Source organism: Roseospira marina (assembly GCF_014197855.1).
Classification (GTDB): Bacteria; Pseudomonadota; Alphaproteobacteria; order Rhodospirillales; family Rhodospirillaceae; genus Rhodospira; species Rhodospira marina.
In genome coordinates, this window is the sequence record NZ_JACIGJ010000004.1 from 362259 (window position 1) to 378099 (window position 15841).

The 15841-nt window shown below is 67.0% G+C and carries 15 protein-coding genes; 7 read left to right on the top strand and 8 right to left on the bottom strand.

What is annotated here, in order from left to right:
• Positions 1 to 66 precede the first annotated feature (66 nt).
• The 3 genes from GGD82_RS07955 to GGD82_RS07965 are packed head-to-tail and all read left to right on the top strand — an operon-like array spanning position 67 to position 2607.
• The gene (locus tag GGD82_RS07955; protein ID WP_150063965.1) at positions 67 to 864 is read left to right on the top strand and encodes a PhzF family protein; all 798 of its coding nucleotides are present in this window, start codon (positions 67 to 69) and stop codon (positions 862 to 864) included.
• The gene (locus tag GGD82_RS07960; protein WP_150063966.1) at positions 861 to 1880 is read left to right on the top strand and encodes a threonine dehydratase; all 1020 of its coding nucleotides are present in this window, start codon (positions 861 to 863) and stop codon (positions 1878 to 1880) included. The genes GGD82_RS07955 and GGD82_RS07960 overlap by 4 nt, the downstream gene beginning before the upstream one ends.
• 10 nt (positions 1881 to 1890) lie before the next feature.
• The gene (locus tag GGD82_RS07965; protein ID WP_150063967.1) at positions 1891 to 2607 is read left to right on the top strand and encodes an alanyl-tRNA editing protein; all 717 of its coding nucleotides are present in this window, start codon (positions 1891 to 1893) and stop codon (positions 2605 to 2607) included.
• 42 nt (positions 2608 to 2649) lie between these two features.
• Here GGD82_RS07965 and GGD82_RS07970 read toward each other — a convergent pair whose 3' ends face one another.
• Both GGD82_RS07970 and GGD82_RS07975 read right to left on the bottom strand, forming a co-directional pair.
• Positions 2650 to 3120: a helix-turn-helix domain-containing protein gene (locus tag GGD82_RS07970; protein WP_150063968.1), complete on the bottom strand. Its 471-nt coding sequence runs from the start codon at positions 3118 to 3120 to the stop codon at positions 2650 to 2652.
• A 125-nt stretch (positions 3121 to 3245) separates the two neighbouring features.
• Complete coding sequence (locus GGD82_RS07975; RefSeq protein ID WP_246164008.1) at positions 3246 to 3755, bottom strand: helix-turn-helix domain-containing protein; 510 nt, start codon at positions 3753 to 3755, stop codon at positions 3246 to 3248.
• A 187-nt stretch (positions 3756 to 3942) separates the two neighbouring features.
• On the opposite strand from GGD82_RS07975, the gene hisB reads away from it, so the two are divergent.
• From hisB to GGD82_RS07990, 3 genes are all read left to right on the top strand, one after another.
• Positions 3943 to 4542 carry an imidazoleglycerol-phosphate dehydratase HisB gene (hisB, locus tag GGD82_RS07980; RefSeq protein ID WP_150063970.1) on the top strand — a complete coding sequence of 200 codons (600 nt, stop codon included), beginning with the start codon at positions 3943 to 3945 and terminating at the stop codon, positions 4540 to 4542.
• 251 nt (positions 4543 to 4793) lie between these two features.
• Entirely contained in the window at positions 4794 to 5783 is a 990-nt protein-coding gene (locus GGD82_RS07985) for a putative metalloprotease CJM1_0395 family protein (protein ID WP_150063971.1), read from the top strand.
• 177 nt (positions 5784 to 5960) lie between these two features.
• Positions 5961 to 8036 (top strand): methyl-accepting chemotaxis protein, encoded by a 2076-nt coding sequence (locus GGD82_RS07990; RefSeq protein WP_150063972.1) that lies wholly within the window; start codon positions 5961 to 5963, stop codon positions 8034 to 8036.
• 24 nt (positions 8037 to 8060) lie between these two features.
• On the opposite strand, the gene GGD82_RS07995 is transcribed toward GGD82_RS07990, so the two are convergent.
• From GGD82_RS07995 to GGD82_RS08015, 5 genes are all read right to left on the bottom strand, one after another.
• Positions 8061 to 8408 carry a phosphoribosyl-ATP diphosphatase gene (locus tag GGD82_RS07995; protein ID WP_150063973.1) on the bottom strand — a complete coding sequence of 116 codons (348 nt, stop codon included), beginning with the start codon at positions 8406 to 8408 and terminating at the stop codon, positions 8061 to 8063.
• Complete coding sequence (gene hisF / locus GGD82_RS08000; protein WP_150063974.1) at positions 8389 to 9171, bottom strand: imidazole glycerol phosphate synthase subunit HisF; 783 nt, start codon at positions 9169 to 9171, stop codon at positions 8389 to 8391. The genes GGD82_RS07995 and hisF overlap by 20 nt, the downstream gene beginning before the upstream one ends.
• Positions 9171 to 9920: a 1-(5-phosphoribosyl)-5-[(5-phosphoribosylamino)methylideneamino]imidazole-4-carboxamide isomerase gene (gene hisA, locus GGD82_RS08005; RefSeq protein ID WP_150063975.1), complete on the bottom strand. Its 750-nt coding sequence runs from the start codon at positions 9918 to 9920 to the stop codon at positions 9171 to 9173. Before hisA ends, hisF begins: the two co-directional genes overlap by 1 nt.
• Positions 9921 to 9924: 4 nt before the next feature.
• Positions 9925 to 10569 (bottom strand): imidazole glycerol phosphate synthase subunit HisH, encoded by a 645-nt coding sequence (gene hisH, locus GGD82_RS08010; RefSeq protein ID WP_150063976.1) that lies wholly within the window; start codon positions 10567 to 10569, stop codon positions 9925 to 9927.
• A gap of 191 nt (positions 10570 to 10760) precedes the next feature.
• Positions 10761 to 11870: an acyltransferase family protein gene (locus GGD82_RS08015; RefSeq protein WP_150063977.1), complete on the bottom strand. Its 1110-nt coding sequence runs from the start codon at positions 11868 to 11870 to the stop codon at positions 10761 to 10763.
• A gap of 78 nt (positions 11871 to 11948) precedes the next feature.
• Here GGD82_RS08015 and GGD82_RS08020 point away from each other — a divergent pair, with 78 nt between their 5' ends.
• On the top strand, positions 11949 to 13766 hold the full coding sequence (locus GGD82_RS08020; protein WP_184013251.1) for a S1C family serine protease: 1818 nt from the start codon (positions 11949 to 11951) through the stop codon (positions 13764 to 13766).
• A 10-nt stretch (positions 13767 to 13776) separates the two neighbouring features.
• Here GGD82_RS08020 and typA read toward each other — a convergent pair whose 3' ends face one another.
• The gene (gene typA, locus GGD82_RS08025; RefSeq protein WP_150063979.1) at positions 13777 to 15609 is read right to left on the bottom strand and encodes a translational GTPase TypA; all 1833 of its coding nucleotides are present in this window, start codon (positions 15607 to 15609) and stop codon (positions 13777 to 13779) included.
• Between the last annotated feature and the right edge of the window lie 232 nt (positions 15610 to 15841).

A 15841-nucleotide genomic window follows, 5' to 3' on the forward strand; every position in this document is an offset into this window, starting at 1 on the left:
AAGCCTGTCAAAGGAACACTTGTGAGGGATACAATCCTCACATTGTTAGCCATGGGAGGTAGGACAATGTGTCGGCTGCCGCTGTACCATGTGGACGCGTTCGCGGATCGGCTGTTTGCCGGGAACCCCGCCGCCGTCGTGCCGCTTCCGGCGTGGCGCGACGATGCGACTCTGTTGGCCATTGCCGCTGAGAACAACCTGTCGGAGACCGCGTTCCTGATCCCGGAGGCGGAGGGCTTCGCGCTGCGCTGGTTCACGCCCGCCGTCGAGGTGGACCTGTGCGGCCACGCCACGTTGGCGGCGGCCTGGGTCGTGTTCCACCACCTGCGGCCCGAGTGGCAGAGCGTGCGGTTTACCACCGCCAGCGGCCCCTTGACCGTTCACCGTGTCGGCGATGCGCTGCGTATGGACTTTCCCGCGCGACCGCCGCGGCCCGCTCCGGTGCCGCCGGGCTTGTCCGAGGCCCTGGGAACAGCGCCGGCCGAGATGTTCGAGGCCGACGGTGAAAACGTGCTGGTCGTGCTGGAAACCCCGGCCGCGTTGCGGGCGCTGCGTCCGGATGTTCGGGCGCTGGCGGCGGGATTGGGGCACGGCGTGATCGTCACCGCGCCGGCCGGCCCCACCGACGGCGCGGATTTCCTGTCACGCTATTTCGCGCCCGCCTACGGCATCGACGAGGATCCGGTGACCGGGTCGGCCCATTGCACGCTGGCGCCCTATTGGGCCGCGCGTCTCGGTCACCCGGAGGTCACCGGGTTTCAGGCCTCCGCCCGGGGTGGGTGGGTGGCGTGCCGTCTCGACGGCGACCGGGTCCATCTGACCGGGACCGTGATTCCCTATCTCATCGGAGAAATAACGCCATGACCGCGCTTCCTACCCGCCATCCCCTGGACCGCTCCCCTAGCGCGCTGGTCGGGCGCGTGGGCCTGGAGGCGGCCCGCGATATGCTCTCCGGCCTGCTGACGTCCACCGCGCAGATCGAGTGGCCGTTGCTCGCCGAGGCCACCGGCACGCGTGTGATCGTGAAACACGAGAACCACAATCCGACCGGCGCCTTCAAGGTGCGGGGGGGGCTCGTGTACATGAGCCACCTGAAGGCCGAGCGTCCCGCCGTCGAGGGGGTCGTGTGCGCCACCCGGGGCAATCACGGCCAGTCTGCCGCCCTGGCGGCTGCGCGGGTCGGATTGTCGGCCACCATCGTCGTGCCGCATGGCAACAGTCCGGAGAAGAACGCCGCGATGCGGGCCTATGGCGCCGAGTTGGTCGAGCATGGCGACGATTTCATTCAGTCGTGTGACCACGCCAAGGCCCTGGCGGCGGCGCGGGGCCTGCATCCGGTGCCGTCGTTTCATCCGTGGCTGGTGGCGGGCGTCGGGACCTACGCGATGGAGCTGTTCACCCAGGCGCCCGATCTCGAGGCGGTGTTCGTGCCGATCGGGCTGGGGTCCGGGATTTGCGGGGTCATCTCGGCGCGCAACGCGCTCGGTTTGAGCACCAAGGTGTATGGCGTCGTGACGGAAAACGTCGACGCCTACCGGCGTTCGTTCCTGGCCGGCGCGCCGGTGGCGTGCGAGCGGTCCGATACGGTGGCGGACGGCCTGGCCGTGCGCGTTCCCAATCCGCAGGCGCTGGAGGCCATTCTCGGCGGCGCCGAGGATGTCCTGACCGTCTCCGATTCCGAGATTGTGGACGCCATGGGCCTGTATGTGAGGGCGACCCACAACATCGCGGAGGGGGCCGGCGCGGCGCCGTTGGCCGCGTTGTGCCGGTACCGCGATTCTCTGGGGTTGGCCGACAAGCGCGTCGGGCTGATCCTGTCGGGCGGTAACGCGGACCGGGATCAGCTCGGTCGCGCGCTGAACCTGACCGAGAGTGCATGAGGACCGGACGATGACCGAGGATCTGTTCCGCACCGATTCCTATCTCGCCACCTGCACCGCCACCGTGATCGCGGCGGGGCCGGAGGGCATCCGCCTTGATCGCACCGTGTTCTATCCCATGGGGGGCGGGCAACCGGGGGACACCGGCCGCCTGACCTTGGAGGACGGCGGCGCGGTGGTCATCACCGACACACGCAAGGACCCCGAGACCGGGGACATCGTGCATGTTCCCGAGGCGGACGCGACCCTGCCCGCCGTGGGCGCGACCGTGACGGCGGCGATCGACTGGGACCGCCGCCATCGGCTGATGCGGATGCACACGCTGCTGCATCTGCTCAGTTCTCTGGTCGCGGGCGGAGTCACTGGCGGCAGCGTGGGCGACGGCAAGGGGCGGTTGGATTTCGACCTGCCGGACAAGACCGTGGACAAGGAAAGCCTAACCGCCGCCCTGAACGACCTGATCGCCCGGGACGCGCCGCTCTCCATGCAGTGGATCACCGATGCGGAGATGGAGGCGCAGCCGGATCTGGTCCGCACCATGTCGGTGAAGCCGCCGATGGGCACCGGGCGCGTGCGGCTGGTGGCGATCGAGGGCGTCGATCTTCAGCCTTGCGGCGGAACGCATGTGGCGCGCACCGGCGAGATCGGGCCGGTCACGGTGACCAAGATCGAGAAGAAGGGCAAACACAACCGGCGCATCAATCTGGCCCTTGCCGAGCCGGCCTGATTCGTCGTGAGCCGTTGGGGCGGGAGGGCCGCGTGTCCGTCTTCAGTCGTCGGGTAGCGGCTCCCCCTTCTTGTCGCGCAGGTTGGCCATGGAGCGGAGCAGGGTCAGGGACTTGCGCTGAATGTCCTCGGGCAGCTTCCGGTAGGCCGTCAGCAGATCGATCTCATCCGTCGGCGGGCTCGACGGCGCGGCGAGTGCGGGGGGCGGCGGTTCGCCCAGGCCCGGCAACCGCTCCGCGATGCGCGGGCCGTCGTCCTCCATGTGATCGAAAAAGTAGTTGATCGGAACCTGCAGCATGAGTGCGATGTCGTACAGCCGGCTGGCGCTGATTCGGTTGGCGCCGCGTTCGTATTTCTGCACCTGCTGGAAGGTGACGCCCACGGCACGGGCCAGCATTTCCTGGCTCATGCCAAGGGCCTGCCGTCGGGCGCGGAGCCGCCGCCCCACATGAACATCGACCGGATCCGGCTGGCCGCGCCGCCCGTTGTCCTCCGCGTACACTGGACTTGTCACTGATTGCGTTCCCCTCGTCGCACCGCGCCCGGTTCGGCGGTCTGTGCCGTGTCGTCTCCCACCGAGCGGAATCCTAAAAGGGTGCAGCCCGTGCGTCGAGACCCATGAGCGGTTCGCGTCCGATCTCACTCCGCGTCGGGTAGGGGTTCGCCTTTCTTATCCTTCAGACCCGCCATGGAGCGCAGAAGCGCCAGCGCCTTGCGCCGGATGTCGTCAGAGGGAAGCCGCCAGTACGCGGCGATCAGGTCGAGCTGTTCGCTAGGCATGGACGGCGCGCCGTCGAGCGGCGGCGGGGTGGGTTCAGCGACGCCGGGTATATGCGCGTCGGCCCGCCCGGCGATGTCGTCGTCGATGTGGTCGAAGAAAAAGCTGATGGGCACGCCCAGCACTTTGGCGATGTCGAACAGCCGGCTGGCGCTGATGCGGTTGGCGCCGCGCTCGTACTTCTGGATCTGCTGGAAGGTTACGCCCACGGCCCGGGCGAGCTGCTCCTGGCTCAGGCGCAGCAACACCCGCTGTTTGCGCAACCGCCGGCCAACGTACACATCGACGGGGTCGGGATGCGACCGCCGCCCCTCCGGTCCGTCGGGTCTCGGTGACGCCGGTGTCGGCGCCTCGGTCTTGACTGCTGTCACCGTCCCTCTCCCCCCTCTTATGTGACTCCGCCCCCTCCGATGTCCCTTTTCCGGACGGTCCGTCTTGCCCATGCTTGAAGAGGCCGCCCGAGCGCCGGCCCCGGCTTGGCGCTGGCATCGTCTTGGCGCCAGCGTCGGGGGGCTGCTACAACGGCGGTTCTCGCGCCCCCACTTGCAGGACCAGACCATGCGTGAAGCAAGCCTTCAGCGAAACACAAAAGAAACCCGGATCTCCGTGGCCGTCAATCTGGACGGAACGGGCCAATACAATATTTCGACCGGGATCGGATTTCTCGACCATATGCTGGAACAGCTTTCGCGCCACAGCTTGATCGACATTTCGGTGCAGGCCGACGGTGATACACACATAGATTATCACCATACGGTCGAGGACAGCGCCTTGGCGCTGGGCGAGGCCGTCTCGCAGGCTCTGGGGGACCGCAAGGGCGTCACCCGGTACGGCGAGGCCACCATTCCCATGGACGAGACCCTGACCCGGGTTGCGCTCGATCTGTCAAACCGACCCTACCTCGTGTGGCGGGTGGCCTTCAGCCGCGACAAGCTGGGCACCTTCGACACCGAGCTGTTCAAGGAGTGGTTCCAGGCGTTTGCGCAGATGTCCGGGGCCACGCTGCACGTCGAGACCCTGTATGGCGAGAACAACCACCACATCGCGGAAAGCAGCTTCAAGGCGTTGGCGCGGGCGCTGCGCCGGGCGGTGGAGATCGATCCGCGCAAGGCCGATGCCGTGCCCTCGACCAAGGGGGTGCTCGGCGGATCGCTGTAAGCCACCCCGAATGCGTGGCGGACTTTGGCTCGGTTGTTTCGGTTTCGTGGTGGCATAGCGCGGCATCCCTCCCCACATCCAAGTAAGGGAGTCGGGGACGTCCGAAGGCCTCTCATGGTTGTCGTTTCGGTGTTGCGCTACGACAAAGTCGGACGTATTTTATGGATAAGCGCGTCAAATCGTCCCTAAGCGGGGGCGTGTTGGCGGGGTGTCCATTCCGGAAGGTTCCAGCGTAGGGAGGCAGGGACCCCATGCTGTCGCCCGTAGCCATACAGCCGGCCACGCCGGACTACGTTCTGAACCTCGGCCCCCGGGCCGTAGAGGGAGCTTCTGCGCGCTTCAGCCGCCAGGGTCCACCCTCTTCTGCCGGACCGGGCGCGCGCGGACCGGCGGCGCCCGCCTCGGATGGCCAGCGTCGGCCCCCGATGACGATTGTCGGCAGCGCGCCCTCGCTCTCGACCGAGATGATCGGTGTGTTCGGGGGGCTGGATGGAGACGGTGGGGCGCCAGCGTCTCAAACCAAGGACCAGAGCCGCGCGACACGTCGCCCGATTGATCCGCTGACCGGTCGGCCGGTGGAGATCGATCCGTTCACCGGAAAGCCCGTGTTCACCGATCCGGCGGATGTCGAGTTTGAAACCCCGGCCGCCGGCAGCCGCGAGGGCGGGGAGGACGCCACCGGTGCGGACGGCCTGACGGACGCCGAGCGGGCGGAAGTCCGGCGACTGGCCGCCCGCGATCGCGAGGTTCGCCAGCACGAGGCGGCGCACAAGGCCGCCGGCGGCGGTGTGACCGGCCCGGCGACCTATACCTTCGTGACCGGTCCCGATGGCAAACAATACGCGGTGGCAGGGGAGGTGCCCATCACCGTCAACACCGCCAGCGGCGACCCGGAACAGGTGATCCGCGATATGGAGCAGGTGCGCCGGGCCGCCCTGGCGCCCTCCGATCCGTCCCCGGCGGATCGGGCGGCCGCCGCGTCCGCACAGGCGGCCATCACCCAGGCGGAGCAGGACCTGCGGAGCGAGGAACAGGCCGCCGAGGCTGAGGAGGCCGCCGAGGATGCGGCCGCGGACACCGGCGCACGCGAAGTCGGTGCGTCCGGTGCCGCCGATACCGCCACGGCCACCTCCGCTGCCTCCGGTGGCAGTGCCAACCCGGGCGCTTTGACGGCGGCCATTGAGGCCTATCGCGGCAGCCAAAGCCTTCCGGAACGAGGCGCCGTTCGTCTGATGGCGTAGACCCGTCGGGCCGGAGGGCCGCGCTGCGGTCGTACGCGGGGCGTTTCTCTCATAAGGCGTGCGGAAGAGGGGTTCCAAACCATAGGTCACGCGGGATACTCCGGTTTGCGGCGGAGGGCCGTGCGCAACGGGCTTAGAGCGGACAGCGGGAGCCACGATGGTGCAAAGGCGGAAACCATGGCGCGTCTCTTGTCGTCCCTGCGTGTATCGACTCGGCTTTATCTGATTCTTGTGGTGCCTCTGATGGGGCTTTTGGTCGTCGTCAGTCTGAGCACGGTGAGTCGCTATCAGGCAGTAGTCAACGGCGATAAGCTGATTCGGCTGGCCGCACTGGCCCCTTCGGTGTCTGAACTGATCCACATGCTGCAGCGCGAACGCGGCAGCAACGCCGGGTTCCTTGGCAATCCGGACGGCGCGTTCGGGTTCCGACTGCAGGCCCTGCGGCTGGACACGGACGGCGCTCTCGGGGCGCTGGAGGTGCAATTCAGTCCGGCCACTCTAGAGCGCTTCGGGGCTGAGTTGCAGCAGGCGTATGGCGAGGCCAAAGCAGCCCTGGACCACTTGGCCACGAACCGCGAGGCCGTGGATGCCCTCACCGTGTCGGTCACGGACATGGCCGCCTACTACACCGGCACCATATCCGACCTTCTCGATATTATCGAGCAGATGCCGCGCTTGAGCGAGGACGTCGCGGTCTCCCGCGAAATCACCGCATACATCGCGCTTTTGCATGCGAAAGAGCGGGCCGGTCTGGAAAGGGCTATGGGGGCGGCCGGCTTCGGCGCGGGCGGGTTTCAACCGCCCATCTACCAACGATTCCTGACGCTCCGGGGGGAGCAAACGGCCTTTTTAACCCTTGTCGACGTCCAGGCCGATAACCGAGGCGGCGAGTTGGACGCCCTGCACGCGGCGCTCTCCGGCGAGGCCTCGCGCGAAGTGGACCGCCTGCGCGATATCGCCGCGGCCAGCATGGCCACGGGGGACACGGCGGGCATCACCGGGGCCGTCTGGTTCGACGCCATCACCGAGAAAATCGATGCCCTCAAGGCCGTGGAGGATCAGTTTGCGGACACCGTGATGGAGGAAGCGCAGCGGGCTAGTGCCCGCGCGTGGGGCGGACTGTGGATCACCCTGGCCGTCGCGGGGATCGTTGTGGCGCTGTCCGTGCCGGTTGCGCTGCGCATCTCCGCCAGCGTCAGCGCGTCTATCCGGGCCATGACGGGCGTCATACGCCGGTTGGCCGCGAAGGACGTCGATGCGGTCATCCCCGCCCAGGACATGACGGATGAGTTCGGCGCCATGGCGCGGGAGCTGGGCGTGTTCCGGGACGCCATGATCGCGGCCGATCGTCTGGTCCGGGATCAGGCCGAGAGTGCCCGCCGGCGGACCGAAAACCTTCATCGGCTGGAGGATACGACCCGCACGTTCGACCAAGGCGTCCGCGCGGTGCTTCGTAAGATCGCGGTGACGACCCAAACGCTTCAGGAGGCTGCGACGTCCATGTGCACCATCGCGGAGCAGACCCACGATCGGGCCTCCACCATGGCGTCGGAATCGGATCGCGCGGCCGGCAGCATCGCGTCCCTTGCCGAGGCGTCGGAGACGCTGTCGACGTCGGTGGGCAATATCGGGCGTTTGGCTCGGCAGTCCAGTGAGATCGCCGGGCAGGCGGCGGCGGAGGCCGAACGGACGACCACTGTGGTCTCGGGTCTCTCCGACGCGGCACAGAAGATTGGAGAGGTCGTGAGCCTGATTACCGACATCGCCGCCCAGACCAATCTGCTGGCCCTCAATGCCACCATCGAGGCGGCGCGTGCCGGGGACGCCGGCAAGGGGTTCGCGGTGGTGGCCAATGAGGTCAAGAGTCTCGCCACCCAGACCGCCCGTGCCACGAAAGACATCGGCGAGCAGATCGGGGCCGTGCAGGCCGAGACGCAAACCGCCGTCACGGCCATCGCTGGGGTTGCCGAGATTATCGGGACCATCAACACGGTGGCGTCCGAGATCGCGGCCGCCATGGGCGACCAGGACAGCGCGAGTCGGGCGATTGCGACGAGCACCCAGGAGGCCGATAAAGGCACACGGATCGTGTCGCGGACCATCGCGCAGGTCACGGACTCGGCACAGCACAGCGACGAGGCCGCCGCCAATGTGATGGAGGCGATCGAGGATCTGGACCGGCAGTCTCACGTGCTGACCGATCTGGTCTCGACCTTCCTGCGCGACGCGCGGGCGGACGGTTCGTCCGCTTAGGGTCGGGGCGCGGGGCCGGAGGGTTTACGGCGTCCGCGACGCCTTTTCCTCCAGGCCGGAGGTGCCGAACCGGCGCGCCAGCTCCGCCCACACCTGGTCCGGGGCGACGCCCGTCTGTGCCCACAGCACCGACAGGTGATACAGAAGGTCGGCGCTTTCGGTCACCACGGCCTCGGGTCCCTCGACGAGGGCGGCGATGACGACCTCGGTGGCCTCCTCGCCGACCTTCTGGGTGATCTTCTTGGGACCCTTGGCGAACAGTTTGGCGGTGTACGAGGTGTCCGGATCCGCGCCCTTGCGCCCCACCACCACCCGATTCAGATGGTCGAGCACCCGGGCGTCGGGGTGGTCCTCAGGTCCGGGTGCTGTCATTGGAATCCTCTCGCATCGGAATGCCGGCGGCCCGCATGTGGGCCTTCGCCTCGCCGATGGTGTGTTCGCCGAAATGGAAGATGGAGGCGGCCAAAACCGCCGTTGCGTGGCCATCGCGGATGCCCTCGACCAAGTGGTCGAGCGTGCCGACGCCGCCCGATGCGATCACCGGCACCGACACCGCATCGGCGATGGCGCGGGTTAGCGGCAGGTTGAAGCCCTGGCGCGTGCCGTCGCGGTCCATGCTGGTCAGCAGGATCTCGCCTGCGCCCAGCTCCACCATGCGGCGGGCCCAGCCGATGGCCTCGATCCCCGTCGGGGTGCGGCCGCCATGGGTGAAGATTTCGAACCGGTCGTCGCCGACGCTCTTCGCGTCGATCGCGACGACGATGCACTGGGTGCCGAACTTCTCGGCCGCCTCGCGCACGAACTCGGGGTGATGCACCGCCGCCGTGTTGATGGAGACCTTGTCGGCCCCGGCCAGCAGCAGCCGGCGGACATCCTCCACGGTGCGCACGCCCCCGCCCACGGTCAGCGGCATGAAGCAGCGTTCGGCCGTGCGCGCCACGACGTCGTACAGGGTCTCGCGGTTATCGCTGCTGGCGGTGATGTCCAGGAAGCACAGTTCATCGGCGCCGGCGGCATCGTACACCGTGGCCTGCTCGACCGGGTCGCCCGCGTCGCGTAGGTTCACGAAGTTGACTCCCTTGACCACGCGGCCGTCCTTGACGTCCAGGCAGGGGATGATGCGCATCTTCAGCATCAGGCGGAGCCCTCCGTGTCGGCGGCGTGCAGCATCGCGACGGCGGCGTGCAGGTCCAGGCGGCCGTCGTAGAGCGCGCGCCCGCTGATGGCGCCGATGATGCCCCGGTGCGCTTGCGCGGCGACCGCGCGCACGTCCTCCAGCGAGGAAATTCCGCCCGACAGGATCACGGGCGTGGTCAGACTTTCCGCCAACGCGGCGGTGGCCTCCAGGTTCGGCCCCTTGAGGACGCCGTCGCGGTCGATGTCGGTGTGGATGATCGCGTCCACGCCTGCGTCCTCGAACCGCAGCGCGAGGTCGAGGGCCGTGACCCGCGAGGTCTCCGCCCAGCCCTCCACGGCGACCATGCCGTCGCGCGCATCGATACCGACCGCGATGCGGCCGGGGAACTCGGTGCAGGCCTTGCGCACCAGTTCGGGATCCCGCAGCGCCACGGTGCCGAGAATGACCCGGGCGACGCCCTTCTCCAGCCAGAATTCGATGGTGGAGAGGTCGCGGATGCCGCCGCCCAACTGCACCGGGGTCTCCCCGGCGGCGGTGATGATCGCCTCCACGGCGGCTTCGTTGACCGGCTGGCCCGCGAACGCGCCGTTCAGGTCCACCACGTGCAGCCAGCGGCAGCCGGCGGCGACGAACAGACCGGCCTGACGGCCCGGGCTGTCGTTGAACACGGTGGCTTTGTTCATGTCGCCTTTGAGCAGGCGGACGCACTGGCCGTCCTTCAGGTCGATGGCGGGAAACAGAATCATGGGGTCACGGAGCCCAGCGCAGGAAGTTGGTGATAAGGCGCAGTCCGGTGGCCTGGCTTTTCTCCGGGTGGAACTGCGTGCCCACCATGGTATCGCGGCCGACGATGGCGGTCACGGGACCGCCATAGTCCACGGTCGCCAGCACCTGCGCCGGATCGGCCATGGTCATGGCGTAGGAGTGGACGAAATAGGCGTGCTGGCCGGTGCCGATGCCTTCCAGCACCGGGTGGCCGGTGGCACTCACGCGCAGGTCGTTCCAGCCCATATGCGGGATCTTCAGCGCGGGATCGTCCGGGGTGATCGGCTCCACGATGCCGTCGACCCAGTCGAGGCCGGGGTGCGTACCGTGCTCCCGCCCCTCTCGGGCCATGAGCTGCATGCCGACGCAGATGCCCAGGAACGGGCGGCCGCGCCCATGCACGGCTTCCGCCAGCGCGTCGATCATGCCGTCCACGGCGCCCAGGCCGCGCCGGCAATCGCCGAAGGCGCCGACGCCGGGGAGAACGACGCGGTCGGCGCGGGCGACCTCGTCCGGCCGATCGGTCACCCGGACGGTTTGAGCGGTCTGGGCTTCCAGCGTCGCGCGCTCGAACGCCTTGGCGGCGGAACGCAGATTGCCGGACCCATAGTCGATAATGGCAATGGTCATGGAGCCGTCGTTGGTTGCGGTCGCCGGTCGCGGGCGGCCGGGAATCAGAGGATACCTCGCCTTTTAGCAGGATGCGACGGAGCGACAAAGGGCTTCCGCAAAAGGCGTCCGCCGCGCGCTTCCCAGGGACCCGTGCCGGCGCCGGGTCTGGGGTCGGTTCCGTCCGGGGGCTCCGCCAGGGCTGGTTCAGGTTATGAAACCGGGCGCACCAGTCGCCCGTTAAACAGAAACATGAGCCACCGCGAGTTTTTAATAATCCCGTGGTGAATGGCTAAGCCGATCACGATGGTGGATAGCGAAACAAAAATAAAAAGGACATCATCATTCGTAATATAGGGCTCTATCGCTGTGGCAAGAGCGTATATTACCAAGTAGTGAAAAAGATAGACGGTGTATACGGATTCGGACACAAAACGGAGTGGGCGGCTTGGTCCGGTAATAACATACTGAAACAGGCTGAGAATCAGTCCAATCACACACAGATTCGTGAATCCTCGCGTAAAGTGATACAGGGCTTTCTCAAGGTTTCCACCGTTCAAGCCATTGGTTTGAGAGAGAACGATCAGAAGGGCAGCGGAACAGGTCAGCGCTGGGAGTGAAATCCGGTGAATCCGATCAAAGAAGGCTTTGCTTTTGAAGGCCAGCAGCCCCAGGAAGAAGAAGGGAATATAGGCCATCGTTGTCCATAGAATCCACTCCAATGGATTTGGTGGCAAAAATTCCTTGAACACGAACGTAAACGACGTGCGCACGAGGATTTGATAGGCGCCCGTAAGGGCCGCAAGGAGAATAAGAACGGCCCCACCAAACCTCTGGTCCAGGTTCTCATACAAGTGGTCAAGGTTGCCATGCCGTATAAGCCAAAGACACGCTGGCGTCAGCGCAACGTAGATCATAAGCGAAAAAAGGAACCAAAGATGAAGGTGCCAGACCATCGGCCCCTTCGGATCCGGCGGAATGTCGCCAAAGAAAAATGTATTGATGCCCACAAAACCGTTATGGTAGATATACACGAGATAGTTGCTTCCCGGGTTCAGAAGGATCAGGCAGACAGCCAAAGGAACCCCTAAAGCAATGAGGCGGGATTTTAGGAACCCGCCTGTGCCACGCCGAAGAAAGAGCATGGTCGCAAAGTAACCGGAAATAAGGAAAAACGTCGACATTCGAAAAAGACTCGACGTTATGCCGATTAGATCATAGGGCTTGACGTCGGGTATTAGGCTCGCTGTGTGAACAAAGATGCCAAAAAGCATGCAGAAACTGCGCACAGCATCCAGATAATAAATTCGTTGTTCACTCATGCACAACCAACCTGCCCATTTGGTGCGAGTCCTACAACCGTAGCTCTTGCCATGAATCGAACAGTAGGTCGAGCAAAAATGGGTTCCGAGCAGAAAAGGCGGGGTGCGCACGCCCGCAAGGGATTGTCGGAGTCGACCTCAGGGGCAGCGCTGCACCACGATGGGCGCACCAATAGAGTGCGGCGGGGCTGGCGTGGCGGTGTGCTGGCGGCGGCGTTACTGGCCGCCTGCGCCGGTCCGGTACCGCTGCACGAGGTACCGCCCCGGCCCGAAGTGCCGCCCCTGACCCCGGCGCAGCAGGCCGCGGTGGGGACGGTCGCGCTGGCCGATGTTGCGGTGTCCGCCGATGCTGAGACCGGCCGGTGCCGCCTGGATGCGGTGTGCGGGCCGGGCGGACCGGTCCGGCCCTGGTCCGAGAGCCGTGATGTGACGGAGCCGCTGCGCACCGTGTTCCGGGCGACGCTGGGGGAGACCCTGGGCTTCCGCGTCGCCGGGGATCCGGACGACCTGTTCGGCTATGCCCGCGCCCATGCGGATGCGGAGTTCCAGCTCGCGGCGCGCTTTCGCTCCGTGCGGTACGACCTGTGTCGCGAGGTGAACCTCCTGGGCTTTCCGGTGGGCACGTCCGGGGCCGCTAGCGCGGACATCGCGGTCCAGCTTCTCGACCAGAAGACGGGGCAGGTGGCTTATCAGACCCGGGTGACCGCCCGCGCCACCCTCGACGATCCGTTGGGCTCCGGGGCGGAAGAGCGCCTGCGCGCGGCGGTGTTTGCGGACGCGCTGCATCGGCTGGCGGCCGACAACGGGTTCCGTCGGGCGCTGGTGAGCGGCATTCCCAGCCACGACGCCTTGCGCCGCGCCGAAGGCGTGCCGGCGCCCGGACCGTATGGGGCGCTCCCGAGCACCGCCGACGGATGGGGTGCGGCGTGGTCGGCGGGGGCGTCGCCTGGGGTACACCCGACGGCCTCATACGGGACGCCCACTGCGTATGCCGGATTCGGGGGAGGGGGGCTGAGTGCGCCCTCCGCCGCGTTCGCCACCGGGTCCCCGGGCGGGCTCACGCTGTCCGGGCCGCCGTTGTTCGCGGAGCCGTTGGCGCTCAATGTCGAGCAGGTGCGCGCGGCCACCGTCACCGTTCTGGGCATGGCCGGCCACGGCAGCGGCTTTTTTCTGACCAGAGACGGGTGGGTCCTGACCAACGCACATGTCGTGGCGGGCGGCGATGTGTTCCGCCTCCGTCTCGTGGATGGCCGCGAGGTTTGGGCCCGGGTCGAGCGGCGCCATCCTCGCCGTGATGTCGCGCTGCTGAAGGCGATCGGGCAGGGGTTTGCGGCCCTGCCATTGCGGCCGACCCTGGCTCAGGCGTCGGAGACCGCCTATGCGATCGGTACGCCCCGCAACCGGGGCCTCGGGCAGAGCGTCAGCCAGGGCATCATCAGCGCCTACCGGCCGCAGGGACTGGATGGCCTGGACGTGTACCAGGCCACCACGCCGATCCACCCCGGCAACAGCGGGGGCCCACTGGTGGACGCCTGGGGCAATGTGGTGGCGCTGGCCGTGGCCATGCTGTCCGACAGCCGCCAAGGAGTCGGGTTCTTCATACCGGTCCACGACGCCGTGCGGCATGTGGGGGTGCGTGTGATCAACCCGATGCCGGGGCAGATGCGGGGCCCGGCGGTCGCGGTCGCGCCGCCGGTCGGGTTCGCCGGGCCGCCGCCGTCGTCCGCCGCGCATCCCGGCGCCTCTTATCCGGGCCCGTCATATCCGGGCGCGGCTCCGGCCGGGTATCCTGCCGGATCGCCATACCCGTCTCTGCCGCCCTCCGCCGGAGCCGGGCCATGTGGCGGCGGCCCTTGTCCGAGCGGCGCGTATGGGGCCGGATACGCCCGATATTAGGCCCTGGCTTTTAGGCTTCGGTGCGGCGGCTGGCCTTCTTACGCTCGTTCGGATCCAGGATCTTCTTGCGCAGGCGGATGGACTTCGGCGTGACCTCCACCAACTCGTCGTCCTGGATGTAGGCCAGCGCGTCCTCCAGCGTCATCCGGCGCGGCGGGGGCAGCAGGATGGCGTCGTCCTTGCCGGCGGCGCGGATGTTGGTCAGCTTCTTGGCCTTGAGCGGGTTGATCTCCAGATCGTTGCCGCGGTTGTGCTCGCCGATGATCATGCCCTCATAGACCGCCTCACCCGGCTCGATGAACTGCGGCCCGCGATCCAGCAGGTTGAACAGGGCGTAGGCCACGGCCTCGCCGCCCGCGTTCGAGATCAACACGCCCTCGCGCCGGCCCTCAATGGTGCCCTTCCACGGCGCGTAGCCATAGAACAGCCGGTTCATGACGCCGGTGCCGCGCGTGTCGGTCAGGAACTCACCGTGGTAGCCGATCAGTCCGCGCGACGGCGCGTGGAACACCACGCGCGTCTTGCCGCCACCGGAGGGCCGCATCTCCACCAGATCCGCCTTGCGCTGGGTCATCTTTTCGACCACCGCGCCGGCGTATTCCTCGTCGACGTCGATGTAGACCTCTTCGATCGGCTCCATCTTCTGGCCCGACTCGTCGGTCTGGATCAGCACGCGGGGGCGCGAGATGGCCAGCTCGAAGCCCTCGCGGCGCATGGTCTCGATCAGCACGCCAAGCTGAAGCTCGCCGCGCCCGGCGACCTCGAAGGCATCCTTTTCGGCCGTTTCGGTGATCTGGATGGCCACGTTGCCCTCGGCTTCGCGCTCCAGGCGGGCGCCGATCACGCGGCTGGTCAACTTGCTGCCTTCGCGGCCGGCCAGCGGGCCGTCGTTGACCGAGAACGTCATGGCCAGCGTCGGCGGGTCGATCGGCTGGGCGGGCAGGGCTTCCGTAACGTCGGTGGCGCACAGCGTGTCGGCCACGGTCGCTTCGGTCAGGCCGGCGATGGCGATGATGTCGCCCGCCTCGGCTTCCTCGACCGCGACGCGCTCCAGGCCCCGGAAGCTCAGCAGCTTGGACGCGCGGCCCTGCTCGATCAACGAACCATCGCGCGACAGGGCCTTGATCGCCTGATTCAGCCGGATGCGGCCGGTGGCGATGCGCCCGGTCAGGATGCGGCCGAGGTAGGGATCGGCCTCCAGCGTCGTCGCCAGCATGGAGAACGGCGCGTCCAGCACGCGCTCCGGCGGCGGGACGTGGCCGAGGATCAGGTTGAACAGCGGCTCCAGCGTCAGGCCTTCGGTGCCGGTCTCGATCACTTCGGGGTTCGGCGCGGCCCAGCCATCACGGCCGGAGGCATACAGCGTCGGGAAATCAAGCTGGTTGTCGTCGGCGTCGAGGGCGGCGAACAGGTCGAACACCTCGTCATGGACGGCATGGGCGCGCGCGTCGGAGCGGTCGACCTTGTTGATGACGCAGATCGGCCGCAGACCCTTCCGCAGGGCCTTCGACAGCACGAACTTGGTCTGGGGCAGGGGCCCCTCCGCCGCGTCCACCAGAAGAACGACACCGTCGACCATGGACAGGATGCGCTCGACCTCGCCGCCGAAGTCGGCGTGGCCCGGCGTGTCCACGATGTTGATGCGGACCCCTTCCCAAGCGACCGAGGTGCACTTGGCAAGGATGGTGATGCCGCGTTCGCGCTCCAGATCGTTGGAGTCCATGGCGCGCTCGGCGACCTTCTGGTGCTCGCGGAAGGTGCCCGATTGCTTGAGCATGGCATCGACCAGGGTGGTCTTACCGTGGTCAACGTGGGCGATAATGGCGATATTGCGCAGATCCATGGCGTGCGTAGTCCTGTGGCGCCAGCGGCGTCGCGGGCGGATTCAAAGGGGGTTTCCGGGAGGTCGTGCGACGGCTTACACCAGAAACGCCCGGGCGTCACGGCCTATGGCGTCCCCATGATGCGTTGGGGACGGGGTGTGGCCGGACAGGACCATTCCATGACCGTTCCATGACCGATCCATGACGATACGATGATGGGGAACGGACAGAGTGCGGACCGCTGGGCTGGGC

Bases quoted from the DNA above. Each gene is read 5' to 3' on its own strand.
- GGD82_RS07955 (WP_150063965.1), top strand. From the start codon at position 67: ATGTGTCGGCTGCCGCTGTACCATGTGGACGCGTTCGCGGATCGGCTG.
- GGD82_RS07960 (WP_150063966.1), top strand. From the start codon at position 861: ATGACCGCGCTTCCTACCCGCCATCCCCTGGACCGCTCCCCTAGCGCG.
- GGD82_RS07965 (WP_150063967.1), top strand. From the start codon at position 1,891: ATGACCGAGGATCTGTTCCGCACCGATTCCTATCTCGCCACCTGCACC.
- hisB (WP_150063970.1), top strand. From the start codon at position 3,943: ATGCGTGAAGCAAGCCTTCAGCGAAACACAAAAGAAACCCGGATCTCC.
- GGD82_RS07985 (WP_150063971.1), top strand. From the start codon at position 4,794: ATGCTGTCGCCCGTAGCCATACAGCCGGCCACGCCGGACTACGTTCTG.
- GGD82_RS07990 (WP_150063972.1), top strand. From the start codon at position 5,961: ATGGCGCGTCTCTTGTCGTCCCTGCGTGTATCGACTCGGCTTTATCTG.
- GGD82_RS07995 (WP_150063973.1), bottom strand. From the start codon at position 8,408: ATGACAGCACCCGGACCTGAGGACCACCCCGACGCCCGGGTGCTCGAC.
- hisF (WP_150063974.1), bottom strand. From the start codon at position 9,171: ATGCTGAAGATGCGCATCATCCCCTGCCTGGACGTCAAGGACGGCCGC.
- hisA (WP_150063975.1), bottom strand. From the start codon at position 9,920: ATGATTCTGTTTCCCGCCATCGACCTGAAGGACGGCCAGTGCGTCCGC.
- hisH (WP_150063976.1), bottom strand. From the start codon at position 10,569: ATGACCATTGCCATTATCGACTATGGGTCCGGCAATCTGCGTTCCGCC.
- GGD82_RS08015 (WP_150063977.1), bottom strand. From the start codon at position 11,870: ATGAGTGAACAACGAATTTATTATCTGGATGCTGTGCGCAGTTTCTGC.
- GGD82_RS08020 (WP_184013251.1), top strand. From the start codon at position 11,949: ATGGGTTCCGAGCAGAAAAGGCGGGGTGCGCACGCCCGCAAGGGATTG.
- typA (WP_150063979.1), bottom strand. From the start codon at position 15,609: ATGGATCTGCGCAATATCGCCATTATCGCCCACGTTGACCACGGTAAG.